This window comes from Mycolicibacterium vaccae NBRC 14118 = CIP 105934 (assembly GCF_001552715.1).
Lineage (GTDB): Bacteria > Actinomycetota > Actinomycetes > Mycobacteriales > Mycobacteriaceae > Mycobacterium > Mycobacterium vaccae.
On the sequence record NZ_BCRS01000046.1, the window covers coordinates 1 to 12,314 of the forward strand.

11 protein-coding genes are annotated in these 12,314 nt (G+C 67.6%); 10 read left to right on the top strand and 1 reads right to left on the bottom strand.

What is annotated here, in order from left to right; all coding sequences use genetic code 11:
* From MVA01S_RS11110 to MVA01S_RS11150, 9 genes are all read left to right on the top strand, one after another.
* Window positions 1-701, top strand: a 701-nt coding sequence (locus MVA01S_RS11110) for an aminodeoxychorismate lyase (protein WP_003930427.1), incomplete at its 5' end; no start/stop codon positions are given.
* 539 nt (window positions 702-1,240) lie between these two features.
* Window positions 1,241-2,068 (top strand): SDR family NAD(P)-dependent oxidoreductase, encoded by an 828-nt coding sequence (locus MVA01S_RS11115; protein WP_003930426.1) that lies wholly within the window; start codon window positions 1,241-1,243, stop codon window positions 2,066-2,068.
* Window positions 2,065-2,934 carry an enoyl-CoA hydratase-related protein gene (locus MVA01S_RS11120; RefSeq protein WP_003930425.1) on the top strand — a complete coding sequence of 290 codons (870 nt, stop codon included), beginning with the start codon at window positions 2,065-2,067 and terminating at the stop codon, window positions 2,932-2,934. Before MVA01S_RS11115 ends, MVA01S_RS11120 begins: the two co-directional genes overlap by 4 nt.
* A 23-nt stretch (window positions 2,935-2,957) precedes the next feature.
* The gene (locus MVA01S_RS11125; protein ID WP_003930424.1) at window positions 2,958-3,941 is read left to right on the top strand and encodes a DUF7064 domain-containing protein; all 984 of its coding nucleotides are present in this window, start codon (window positions 2,958-2,960) and stop codon (window positions 3,939-3,941) included.
* A 17-nt stretch (window positions 3,942-3,958) separates the two neighbouring features.
* Complete coding sequence (locus tag MVA01S_RS11130; protein WP_040541183.1) at window positions 3,959-5,515, top strand: AMP-binding protein; 1,557 nt, start codon at window positions 3,959-3,961, stop codon at window positions 5,513-5,515.
* Window positions 5,508-6,647: an acyl-CoA dehydrogenase family protein gene (locus MVA01S_RS11135; RefSeq protein WP_003930422.1), complete on the top strand. Its 1,140-nt coding sequence runs from the start codon at window positions 5,508-5,510 to the stop codon at window positions 6,645-6,647. Before MVA01S_RS11130 ends, MVA01S_RS11135 begins: the two co-directional genes overlap by 8 nt.
* Window positions 6,647-7,423: an SDR family NAD(P)-dependent oxidoreductase gene (locus MVA01S_RS11140; RefSeq protein WP_003930421.1), complete on the top strand. Its 777-nt coding sequence runs from the start codon at window positions 6,647-6,649 to the stop codon at window positions 7,421-7,423. The genes MVA01S_RS11135 and MVA01S_RS11140 overlap by 1 nt, the downstream gene beginning before the upstream one ends.
* 19 nt (window positions 7,424-7,442) lie before the next feature.
* Window positions 7,443-8,513 carry a phosphotransferase family protein gene (locus MVA01S_RS11145; RefSeq protein WP_003930420.1) on the top strand — a complete coding sequence of 357 codons (1,071 nt, stop codon included), beginning with the start codon at window positions 7,443-7,445 and terminating at the stop codon, window positions 8,511-8,513.
* A gap of 1 nt (window position 8,514) precedes the next feature.
* Window positions 8,515-8,919: a hypothetical protein gene (locus MVA01S_RS11150; protein WP_040541179.1), complete on the top strand. Its 405-nt coding sequence runs from the start codon at window positions 8,515-8,517 to the stop codon at window positions 8,917-8,919.
* Between the two features lie 10 nt (window positions 8,920-8,929).
* On the opposite strand, the gene MVA01S_RS11155 is transcribed toward MVA01S_RS11150, so the two are convergent.
* Entirely contained in the window at window positions 8,930-10,168 is a 1,239-nt protein-coding gene (locus MVA01S_RS11155; RefSeq protein WP_040541311.1) for a TetR/AcrR family transcriptional regulator, read from the bottom strand.
* Between the two features lie 276 nt (window positions 10,169-10,444).
* Here MVA01S_RS11155 and MVA01S_RS11160 point away from each other — a divergent pair, with 276 nt between their 5' ends.
* Window positions 10,445-12,292, top strand: coding sequence for an acyl-CoA dehydrogenase (locus MVA01S_RS11160; RefSeq protein WP_003930417.1), 1,848 nt, complete (start codon window positions 10,445-10,447; stop codon window positions 12,290-12,292).
* Window positions 12,293-12,314 lie beyond the last annotated feature (22 nt).

Here is a 12,314-nt window from a genome sequence, read left to right on the forward strand (position 1 = left end):
CCCGCCTCGTCGACCTGCCCGAGCCCGACGCCGGGCAGTGGCGGGCGGCGGTGGCCCTCGCGGTGGAGCACTGGCTGGCCGGGGGATCGGACGAAGGCGTGCTGCGGCTGGTGTACAGCCGGGGACGCGAACACGGTTCGGCGCCCACCGCGTACGCGGCGGTCGGGTCGCTGCCGTCACGGGTCGCGGCCGTGCGGCGCGACGGGGTGGCGGCGATGACCCTGCAACGCAGCCTGCCCGCGGACGGCATCGACGCGATGCCGTGGCTGCTGGCCGGCGCGAAGACGCTGTCGTATGCGGTGAACATGGCCGCGCTGCGGCATGCGGAACGGCACGGCGCCGGCGACGTCATCTTCGTCAGTACCGACGGGCACATCCTGGAGGGTCCTCGATCGACCGTCGTCATCGCGACCACCTCACCTGACGGCGCAACGTGCCTGCTGACGCCGCCGCCGTGGTATCCGATCCTGCGCGGCACCACCCAGCAGGCGCTGTTCGAGGTTGCCCGCAACAAGGGCTACGACTGCGACTACCAGGCCCTGCGGCCCGCCGACCTGGTTGCCGCGCAAGGAGTCTGGCTGGTCTCCAGCATCACGCTGGCCGCCCGGGTGCACACTCTCGACGGTGCGCCGTTGCCTGCGGCACCGCTGGACGGTGAGATCGCCGCGCTGATCGACGCGGCCGTCCTCAGCGATCGCTGAGCACTAAATCCCTTGTCGCCCACCCTGGCCGCGAGTACGGTCGCCTGTACACAGGGAAGGAGGTGGTCCGAGAAATTGAGTGACTTATGGACATGTGAGGTGGCTGCGAGCTAGCAGCGCCAGGGAAAGCGCTCGACGCACCTGTGCGCGCTGGCGAATTCCCCGCAGTCACCCGGCCCCCGAGCCCCGCGGTCTTGTCCGACCGAGGAACGAAAGCTCGGGGGCCGCTCCATGTCGGGACCTGCCCGAACCCACGCCCTGTGGGGTGCGCCCCTGCGCGCGTCGGCGGTCCCGTCGCCCCGCCCTGCCATCCGGGTGACGACGCCCTGAGATGCCGAAGGATCCGCACGCGCCCTGCCGGCCGCGCCCCTGTTCCCGCCCCGATCGGCGCCCCCACGCGCATTCCAGGTCAGGCAACATTCCATAGTCACCATTTACGGAGTGCTGAAACGCGCAGTACAGATGGTGGTTGACCCCTCAGCGTTCATGAAGTTAATCTTCACTTCACATTGTTGTGTTGGTGATGAGAGGACGCTGAAGTGGCGGCAGGAAAGCTCGACGGCAAGGTAGCGCTGGTCTCCGGATCGGGGCGTGGAATCGGACGCGCGGTCGCCGAGAAACTCGCCGCCGAGGGCGCCCGGGTGGTCATCAACGATCTGGACGCCGACCCCGCCCGGGAAGTCGTGGCCGCGATCGAGGCAGCGGGCGGCCAGGCCGTCGCGTGCACCGGCAGCGTCACCGACCCCGAGTTCGCCGACCGCTTCGTCGCGGCCGCCGTCGACAACTTCGGCGGACTGGACATTATCGTCAACAACGCCGGCTACACCTGGGACAACGTCATCCAGAAGATGACCGACCAGCAGTGGAACGACATCATCGACGTCCACCTCACGGCGCCGTTCCGGATCCTGCGCGCGGCGCAGCCGGTGATCTCGAGCCTGGCCAAGAAGGAGAAGTCCGACGGCGGGCCGGTCTCCCGGCGCGCGATCGTCAACACCTCGTCGATCTCGGGTATGCAGGGCAACCCGGGGCAGGTCAACTACTCGACCGCCAAGGCCGGCCTGCTCGGCATGACCAAGACGCTGGCCAAGGAGTGGGGTCGCTACAACGTGACCGTCAACGCCGTCGCCTACGGCGTGATCAACACCCGGCTCACCGCGGTGACCACCGAGGCGAAGACCATCGACGTCGACGGCCGTGAGATCAAAGTTGGCGTCAACCCGGCGGTGTACGAGACGGTGACAGCCCAGATCGCCCTCGGCCGCGCCGGCGAGGTCGAAGAGGCCGCCGGTGCGGTGTACCTGCTGTGCGCGCCCGAGTCGAGCTACATCACCGCGCAGACGCTGGTCTGCAGCGGCGGAGCGTGAGCGGGGCAGCGGCGGCGGGCCATCGCCGGCCGCCGGCGTACGAGGAGATCGACTACCGCTTCGACGACGGGGTCGCGGTCATCGCTTTCAACGCGCCCCATCGCCGAAACGCGTTGCGCAACCAGATGTTGCGTGATCTCTGGGATGCCCTCGACATCGCCGACCGTGACCCGGCCGTGCGTGCGGTGGTGCTGACCGGAGCCGGCGAGCACTTCTGCGTCGGCGCAGAACTCACCGGCCCGGACACCCTGCTGGACGCGCTCCAGGAGGACGGGCCCGGACACACGTCCACGGGCTACCGCGAACCGGGTGGCCGGGTCAGTGAGCGGCTGTTCGACATGCGAACCCCGGTGATCGCCGCCGTCAACGGCGACGCGGTCGGTGGGGGAGCGTCGATCATGGCCGCGACCGACGTGCGGATCGCCGGGGAGCGCTCGCGCTTCGGCTTCGTGTTCACCCGGCGCGGCGTGGTCCCCGAGAGTGCGTCGTCGTGGTTCCTGCCGCGGCTGGTCGGCCTGACGCGGGCCACCGACTGGGTGTTGTCCGGCCGGGTCTTCGGCGCCGCCGAGGCCTACGAGGCCGGACTGTTGACCCGCGTCGTCGCGGCCGATGCCGTGCTCGACGAGGCGATGGCCTACGCCAGGGTCTTCGTCACCGACACGTCGCCGACCTCGGTCGCCCTGTCACGCCGGCTGCTCGGCCGCAGCTGGAGCCACACCACACCCCGGTCGGCATGCGAGGACGAATCACGGGTGTACGCCAGTCGGCTGCGCTCGGCCGACGTCCACGAAGGCGTGATGTCCTTCCTGGAGCGCCGCCCCGCGGTGTTCCCGCCGCTGGACGACCATCCCGCCGACTACTTCTGATCCCCCAGCACCAGGAGACCCGCATGGACGCCACCGCGCCGTTCACCGCATGCCAGTACGGCACCGACGCCGAGTTCACCCACGACCCGGCAGGCATCGCCAACTACAACGAGAGCGTCTACGTCAACTTCGTCGACCCTGTCAGCGAAGTCAGCGCGCTCATGCGCATCGGGAACCGGCCCACGATGGGCTATTCCGAGGCGACGGTGCAGCTGACGCTGCCCGGCGGCCGGATTGCGCTGCGCGCAGGCCGCCAGCCGAACGAGACCAACGACCGCTGGTCGACCCAGGGTCTTGAGATCGTGCCCAGGAATGCCACCCGCACGTGGGAAGTGAACTACCGCAACACCGTTGCGCTGATCAGCACCCCGTCGCTGCTGGCCGAGCGGGGCAGGCAGGCGCTGAAGAACTCGCCATCGCTGGAGTGTGAGATCGCGCTGACGTTCGAGGCATCGGTGCCGATGTTCACCATTGCCGAAGACGGTGACTGCACCCCCGGCAGTTCGCAGATCGCCACCGACCATTACGAACAGTTCGGTCACGTCAGCGGGTCGGTACGCGTCGGGGGGACGACCTGGCAGGTGGAGAGGGCCACGTCGTTCCGGGATCATTCGTGGGGACCGCGGGAGTGGGCGTCCTACAACGGTGAATGGCTGGCCGCCTGGCTGGTCGACGGCACGGCGATCACGGCATACGGCGAGTTCGAGCCCAACGGGGTACGTGCCTCGGGAGGGGTCGTCATCACCCCCGACGGCGTGTTCCACCCGATCCGGGATTACACCGTCTACACCGACTATGCCGGAGAGGCAACGTATTCCGGGCGCAACACCGCGGTGATCACCGCTGACGGGTTGCCGACGATGGTGCTCGACGGGACGATCAACCACTTCGTCCCCGTCACCCAGCGCACCGCCGACCGCGCAGCGCGGATGGGTCAGATGTCCGTCCGGTACGCCAACGGCCAGGGCGGCTGGGGCATCGCAGAGTTCCTGCGCCCCCTCAGCTAGCAGGAACCGGAGCCGACATGTACCCCTCTCGCCACGTTCACGAGAATCCCGATCGTCCCGCGCTGATCATGGCGGGTAGTCGGGAGATGCTCACCTACCGTCAGTTCGACGAGCGCGCCAACCGGGTGGCCGGCTACTTCCGCGCACTCGGGCTCAAGCGCTGCGACCACATCGCGCTCTTCACCGAGAACCACCTCGACATGATCGTCACGATGTCGGCCGCGGAACGGTGCGGGCTGTACTACACGCCGATCAACTCCTTTCTCTCGGTCGAGGAAGCGGCGTATATCGTCGGTGACTGCGGTGCGCGGCTCGTGGTCACCACCACGGCCAAATTCGAGGTGGCGCAGCACTTCCCGGATCTGTGTCCGAAGGTCGAAAAGTGGCTGGTGATCGGTGCCGACGCGCCCCAGGCACCCTTCGAGAGTTTCTCCGCGGTCGTCGAGCAGTATCCGCCTACACCCGGTGACGACGAACGTCTCGGCACGCCCATGTTCTACTCGTCGGGCACCACGGGCCGGCCCAAGGCTGTCAAGCGTCACCTCCCCGATGTGTCTCCCGACGAGCAACTCGGCATCGAGGAGATGGGCAAACGCCTGTTCCGGATGCGCGAGGGCATGACGTTTCTGTCCACGGCGCCGCTCTACCACTCCGGGCCACAGTCGAGCATCTCCATCGGTCTGCGACTGGGCGCCACCAACATCGTGATGGAGCGCTTCGACACCGAGCAGTTCCTGTCGCTGATCGAGGAGTTCCGGGCCACTCACACCATGGTGGTACCCACGATGTTCTCGCGGATCCTGAAGTTGCCGAGGGAGATCAGGGACAAGTACGACTACTCCTCCCTGGAGGCGGTCGTGCACGGAGCCGCCCCGTGTCCGCGGCAGGTCAAGCAGGACATGCTCGACTGGTGGGGGCCGGTGATCTACGAGTATTACGGTGGCACCGAGGCGAACGGCACGTGCGGCTGCACGCCACAGGAGTGGCTGGCCAACCCCGGAACGGTCGGCAAGGCGTTCTTCGGCGAGATCGTGATCCGCGACGACGACGGCAACGAGCTGCCTGTCGGTGCTGCCGGAAACATCTGGTTCCGCGGCGGCAACAGCTCGTTCGAGTACCTCAACGATCCCGAGAAGACCGCCGAAGCACAGGATCCCAGCGGGACGATGTCCAAGATCGGCGACATCGGATACCTGAACGAAGAGGGCTACCTGTTCCTCACCGACCGCCAGGCCTTCGTCATCATCTCCGGCGGGGTGAACATCTACCCGCAGGAGATCGAGAACCTGCTGATCACCCATCCCGATGTGATGGACGCCGCGGTCTTCGGAGTCCCCGACGAGGACTTCGGGGAAGCCGTGAAAGCGGTGATCCAGCCGGTCGACCCGCGCGGCGGAACCCCCGAACTCGCGCAGACGTTGCGCGCGTTCTGCCTGGATCACCTGGCGAGGTTCAAGTGCCCCAAGTCGTTCGACTTCATCGAAGAGATGCCCCGGCTGCCGACCGGCAAGTTGTACAAGCGCCAGTTGCGCGACAAGTACTGGCAGGAGCAGGAGGAGAAGTCGAGTGCGTAGGACCCTCTACACCGAGGAACACGAGGCGTTCCGGAAAGCGTTCCGCGCGTTCATCGACCACGCTGCCGTCCCCCACATCGAGGAGTGGGAGGACGCAGGCACCGTGGCCCGCGAGTTCATCCGCGCCGCCGGTGAGAACGGCTTCCTGGGCTTCGAGTTCGCCCCGGAGTACGGCGGTCTCGGCATCGAGGACTTCCGCTACAACGCGGTGATGACCGAAGAGGTCGTCGCCTCCGGGATGGCGGGCGACCTCTTCTCGATGCAGAACGACATCATCGTGCCGTACCTGCGTGACCTGGCCACCCCCGAGCAGCAACAACGGTGGCTGCCGGCGTTCACCAGTGGCGAGTGCGTGACCGCGCTCGGGTTGACCGAGCCCGGTGCCGGGTCCGACCTGGCGGCGATCGCGACGAGCGCGCGGCGCGACGGCGACCACCTGGTCATCAACGGGCAGAAGACATTCATCACCAGCGGGGCGACCTGCGATCTGGCGATCGTGCTCGTGCGCACCGGGGAACGCGACGGCCGGGGCACCACCTTCGTGGCCGTCGAGAACGGGACGCCCGGGTTCGAGCGGGGCAGGCCCATGCACAAGATCGGCCGCAAGGCGCAGGACACCGCGGAACTGTTCTTCACCGACTGCCGGGTGCCGGTGTCGAACATCATCGGCGAACCGGGACGCGGATTCGGTTGCGCGATAGCCAATCTGCCCCGGGAACGGCTGTCGATCGCGGTCGCGGCCGTGGCATCGGCCCGGCATGCCCTGGAGTTGGGGCTCGATCACGCCCGCCAACGCAACGCGTTCGGGGGACCGCTGGCGCAGCTGCAGTCGGTCCGCATGCAGATCGCCGAGATGCACACCGATATCGCGATCCTGCAGGAGTACGTCGACCGTTGTGTGCTCGCGCTCAACGACGGTGAACTCACCGCGGCCGAGGCGGCCGGCGCGAAGTACAAGGCGACGGATCTGCAGTGGGACGTCCTCGACCGGGTGCTGCAGATGTTCGGTGGCTACGGCTACATGGAGGAGTATCCGATCGCCCGGATGTGGCGTGATGCGCGCATCCAGCGGATCTATGGCGGAGCGAACGAGGTCATGAAGGACCTCGTCGGACGAGCGGTGGTGGGTTGATGTCCCGGTTGGACGGACGTGTGGCAGTGGTGACCGGCAGTTCGCGAGGTGTGGGCCGCGGTATCGCGCTGCGCCTCGCGGCCGACGGTGCGGCAGTTGCGGTGAACTATCGGCGCGATTCGGGTGCGGCCGATGAGGTTGTGGCCCAGATCGTCTCGGCCGGGGGTCGGGCGAAGGCCTACGGGGCGGCGATCGACGACGAGGCCGCCGTCGACACGATGGTCGATGCGGTGCGTGCCGACCTCGGTCCGGTCGACCTCGTGGTGAGCAACGCGGGCACCGCGAGCAAGGGGCAGCCGGTGTCCGACACACCGGGAGCCGACTTCATGTCGTTACTGCGGGTGCACGCGCTGGGGCCGATCCATCTGATCCAGCGGGTGCTTCCGGACATGCGGGCCGCCGGCCGCGGCGACGTGGTGATGATCTCGAGCAGCACCGTCGCCGAGGCGCCCGCGTTGTCGGCGCCTTACACGATGGCCAAGGCCGCGATGGAGATGTGCGTCCGCACGCTCGCGCAGGAGGAACGCGCCCACAACATCCGGGCCAACATCGTCGCGCCCGGCTTGGTGGAGACCGAGATGGGTCGTCGCCTGGTGAAAGCCGCGACAGGCGGCGGGTCGATCGAGGACCTGGCGGCGGGCTATCCGTTCGGCCGGGTCTGCACGCCCGCCGACGTGGCGGGCGCCGTGGCCTTCCTGGTGTCCGCCGACGCGGAATACGTGACGGGCCAGCGCATCACCGTGGACGGCGGCGGCCGCTCGGTCAGCGTCGTCTAGGACCTGGAGGACGATCATCATGACAGCGACGGTGGAAGGCGAGACCGCCATGACTGACGGCACATCGGCGTTCCTGGCGGAACTGACCGCGGTGCTCGCGGCGCAGGTGGCCGGGGGACGCAAGGTCGAGTTGGTCGACGTCGACCAGCGCGGCGAGGGCAACTCGTGGGAGACCTATCTGGTCACCGCCACGTGGGGTCAGGACCAGAGCGCGTCGTTCGCGGTCAAACGTGAACCGCTGAGCGGGATCGTGGGCAGCTACGACGTGGCGCGCGAGGTGGCGCTGCTGCGCGCGGCCGCCGGCCTGGGGCTGCCGGTGCCCGGGGTGGTCGCACACCGTGTCGGGGCACCGGGCAACCGTGGCTTCTTCGTGATGGAACGCCTCGTCGGCGTCGTCCCGATGCCGCACAGCGTCACGCGGGTCATCACCGGCCCCGGGGACCGGGCCGCACTCGGCCGCCGGGTGGCACGCGAGATGGCCAGGCTGCATGCCGCCGCACCGGAGTCGTTGACCCTGCCCGAGCTCGACCCGCCGCCGGCGGCCGCAGACACCGGACGTGTCGAGAACCGGCAATGGCGGCAGACCTACGACGAGGTCGCGTCCGTCCGGATCCCGGTGCTGGACCTCGCGCTGGCCTGGCTGGATCACCGCGCCGACCAGGTGTCGGGGCGCGTCTCCCTGGTGCACAACGATTTCCGGGTCGGCAACCTGGTGGTGCACCCGCAGGACGGCAGCCTGATCGGCATCCTGGACTGGGAGACCGCCCATTTCAGCGATCCGATCGCCGACCTCGCCTGGTTCTTCCAGCGCACCTCTCGTGGCCGGTCGCCGCTGGCGTGCAAGCTGCTCGGCATCGACGAGTTCCTCGACGAGTACGCGGCGGCCGCCGGATGGCGTCCGGACCCGGCGAGCCTGACCTGGTGGGCGGTGCAGTCGCTGACCAAGACCGCCATCGGATGTCTGCAGGCCGTGGCGATCTACGAGCGTGGCGACCGTCCCGAACTCCGGTACGCGAACATGGCCCACAGCATCTACTACAGCCTCGGATGGCTCAATCAGATGCTCCGTGACGGAGAATGGGGAGCGTGAGATGACCGTATACGCAATGGATCTCGACGAAGTGCAGAAGACCGTCCGGCAGACGCTGGTCGAGAAGGTGCTGCCCGCGGTCGAGTCGGAGTCCGCCCGCGGCGAGTTGCAGGCGGTGATCGAGATGCTGGACAACCTGAACCGGCGGCTGTCCTGGGACGCTGCCGAAGTGTCGGCGTCGGTCGCGCGGACCCGCGAGCTGGCGACCGCGTTGGGGGCACAGCCGGACGGCTCCGGCGATGGCCTCGACGCGCTGCGGACCGAACGCCGGATCGTCGGAGAGCGTTTGGCCGCTGCCTATACCGAGGATATCGACCCTGCCGTCGTCCGGGCGGTCGCGGCGTTCAGTACCGAAGACATCGCCGCGGAGATCTCGCGGGGTCTGCTGCCGGGACTGCCCGGGTAGCGAGCCTGCGTCAGGCCGGTTTGAGTCCGGGCGGCAGCACCATGGCATGTACGAGGGCCGTGAGCTCCTCGACAAGCTGAGGTCGTCGACGAAGATTCGGGTCCTGGGTGATGTCGGTGACGACACCGATGGCGGCTTGGGTGAGCGCACGGGCGTCGTGGGGTGTCAGGCCGTCGGAGAGCGTCTCGATGACTTCCGCCCACTCGGCCATGTACTCCCGCTGCGTGCTGCGCAGAGCCTGCTGCTCCTCTTCGGGGAGGTACAGCAGGTCGGCTGCCAGAATGTGCATGATCCGGCCGTACGGGCCCACCGCCTGGCGGATGTAGGTCTCGATGAGCGCGTCGAGTGCCTGCTCGGGGCTGGTGGCGTAGGCCAGGGCGTCGTTGGTCACGTAGAGCAGACCCTCGGCGCCGCGTTCCAGGACGGCGCGCAGCACCTCCGTCTTGCTTGCCACGTGCTGGTACAGCGTGGCGGTCGACATCTCGGACTCCCTGGCGATGTCGTCGATGTGGACGTCGTAGAAGCCGCGCTCGTCGAACAGACGTGCAGCGGCGTCGATGATGCGCTCCCGGCGGCCGGCGGGTAGGCGGGGCGCCGGCGCCGTGGTCACGGCGGCGGCCGGGTCGGTATCGGGAAGGACGCAGTCGATGACCGCCCACGCGATGGCGGTCTGGATCTCCTGCAGGCGATCGGCCGACAGGGTGCCGCGGATGTCCGGGGTGTTGGAATACATTGCCAGGACGGTGAACCCGAGGAGATCGGCCTTCTGTTGGCCGAGCCCGGGTTTGTGGGCCAGGATCTGCGCGGCGATACGTTCGTGGTTGTCCGCGAAATGGCGTCGGAACACTTCCCGCTCGTCGTCGGCGAGATGGCGCTGTTCCCGGCGCCACAGGGTGGCTTCGTTGCCGTTGACCGTCAGATCCCCTAGGCCGGCCAGCAGCAGATGTAACCGCTCTTCTGGTGTGGTGCCCTGCTCGGTGGCCGCGGCGTGGAGTTCGTCGACCAGTCGCACCTGGCTCATCAACGCGTGCACCAGGATCTCGTGCTTGCCCTTGAAATGCCGGTACACCGCGGGGCCGGTCAGGCCGACGGCCGCGCCGATCCGGTCGATGCTGACGTTCTGGTACCCGTAGTCCTGGAACAGGTGGGCGGCTGCCCGAGCCACCTGCTCGGTCCGATGGCTGCCGCGCGCAGACTTACGCAGGGTCGCCTTCACGGACTCCACGCGTTCGGCGGTCGGTCCTGTCATCTCGTGCTTTCCGATCGGCTGGACCATGCGTCCAGTTTCGCATCCCGACGGCAAACGCACGCGGACCGTGGCGCGTCTCGCGCGGCAGATCTGCACACCGTGCCGATGGCATATTTGAAACTCACTAAGACGGGAATATATGCAGTATACGGGCATATTGACCGGCCATGCACGCTGGAGTTATGGTTCACGTATTCCGACGTCCCGGTGCCGGGCCCATTCAGCGACCGTCTTCGGTGGTCCGGCAGGCCGACAGAACGTGAGAGGCACTCCCTGATGAGCCATTACAAGACCAACCTGCGTGACATCGAGTTCAACCTGTTCGAGTTGCTCGAGCGCGAGGACGTCTTCGGTGCCGCCCCCTACAGCGAGATCGACCTCGACACTGCGAAATTCATCCTCCGTGAGGTCGAGCGGCTGTCCCGCGAAGACCTCGCCGAGTCCTTCGAGGACGCGGATCGTAATCCGCCGGTGTACGACCCGGTCGAGAAGACCGTCACGATGACGCCGTCGTTCGCGGCGACGTACAAGACGTGGATGGATGCCGAGTGGTGGCGACTGCGTGTGCTGCCCGAGCTGGGTGGCACCAGTGCGCCGAACTCGCTCAACTGGGCGCTGGCCGAGTTCGTACTGGGAGCCAACCCGGCGCTGTGGACGTACGTCGGAATCCCGACCGCGGCCCGGGTGATCTACCGGCACGGCACGGAACGGGACAAGAAGATCGCCCAGGTCGCCGTCGACAATCGTTGGGGTGCAACGATGTTGTTGACCGAACCCGATGCCGGCTCCGACGTCGGCGCCGGCCGGACCCGGGCCGTCGCCAACGCCGACGGAACCTGGAACATCCACGGCGTCAAGCGGTTCATCACCGCAGCCGAACACGACCTGGCCGACAACATCCTGCACCTCGTCCTGGCCAGGCCGGTGGGTGTGGAGGGGGTCGGGGGGCCCGGGACGAAGGGGCTGAGCCTGTTCCTCGTCCCCAAGTACCACTTCGACCTCGATACCGGTGAGCTCACAGGTGAGCGCAACGGCGCCTACGCGACGAACGTCGAGAAGAAGATGGGGATGAACGTGTCCACCACGTGCGAGGTGACGCTCGGCGACGACGAGCCGGCCCGCGGGTGGCTCCTCGGTGAGGTGCACGACGGCATCGCCCAGATGTTCGAGGTCATCGAAGATGCACGGATGATGGTCGGCTGCAAGGCCGTCGCCACGCTGTCCAGCGGCTACCTGAACGCGCTGGAGTATGCCAAACAGCGGGTGCAGGGCGCCGATCTCACCCAGACCTCGGACAGGTCCGCCCCGCGTGTGACGATCACCCGTCATCCGGACGTCCGACGCTCGCTGCTGATCCAGAAGGCCTACACCGAGGGGATGCGCTCGCTGATCCTCTACACCGCGTCCTGGCAGGACGAGATCGCGGTGAGGACAGCCGCCGGCGACGACACCGGTCTGGCCGAGGCCGTCAACGATCTTCTGCTGCCGATCGTGAAGGGGTACGGGTCGGAACGGTCCTGGGTGATCCTCGGCACCGAGTCGCTGCAGACGTTCGGCGGGTCGGGATACCTGCGTGACTATCCCATCGAGCAGTACGTCCGCGATGCCAAGATCGACACCGTCTATGAGGGCACGACGGCGATCCAGGCGCAGGATCTGTTCTTCCGCAAGGTGGTTCGTGACCGGAGTCGGGCGTTGTCCCATGTGCTGGGCGAGATCAGGACGTTCGCCGGATCGCCGGACCCGGTCGGCGACATGGCTGCCGAGCGCGCGCTGCTGGCACAGGCGGTGGCCGATGCGGAAGCGATCGTCGCCAAGATGACCGGTGACCTGGCGGCCGCTCAGGACAGTGCCGACAGCATCTACCGGGTCGGCCTGAACGCGACGCGTCTGCTGTACGTCCTCGGCGATGTCGTCGTGGCGTGGTTGCTTCTGCGCAGCGCCCGCATCGCCGAGAGCGCCCTGGCATCGGCCCCGGCACCCTCTGACATCGCGTTCTATCGCGGGAAAGTCAGCGCCGCACGCTTTTTCGCACGCGAGGTGTTGCCGACCGTCGCTGCCCAGCGCGCTTCTGCGCTGACGGTGGACAACTTCGTGATGGAGCTGGACGAGGCCGCCTTCTGACAGATCTCCGACGCTGAACGAA

What these genes read in the sequence shown, in the direction of transcription:
- MVA01S_RS11155 (WP_040541311.1), bottom strand. Translation starts at nt 10,168, where the DNA reads ATGACAGGACCGACCGCCGAACGCGTGGAGTCCGTGAAGGCGACCCTG.
- MVA01S_RS11125 (WP_003930424.1), top strand. Translation starts at nt 2,958, where the DNA reads ATGGACGCCACCGCGCCGTTCACCGCATGCCAGTACGGCACCGACGCC.
- MVA01S_RS11150 (WP_040541179.1), top strand. Translation starts at nt 8,515, where the DNA reads ATGACCGTATACGCAATGGATCTCGACGAAGTGCAGAAGACCGTCCGG.
- MVA01S_RS11160 (WP_003930417.1), top strand. Translation starts at nt 10,445, where the DNA reads ATGAGCCATTACAAGACCAACCTGCGTGACATCGAGTTCAACCTGTTC.
- MVA01S_RS11140 (WP_003930421.1), top strand. Translation starts at nt 6,647, where the DNA reads ATGTCCCGGTTGGACGGACGTGTGGCAGTGGTGACCGGCAGTTCGCGA.
- MVA01S_RS11130 (WP_040541183.1), top strand. Translation starts at nt 3,959, where the DNA reads ATGTACCCCTCTCGCCACGTTCACGAGAATCCCGATCGTCCCGCGCTG.
- MVA01S_RS11145 (WP_003930420.1), top strand. Translation starts at nt 7,443, where the DNA reads ATGACAGCGACGGTGGAAGGCGAGACCGCCATGACTGACGGCACATCG.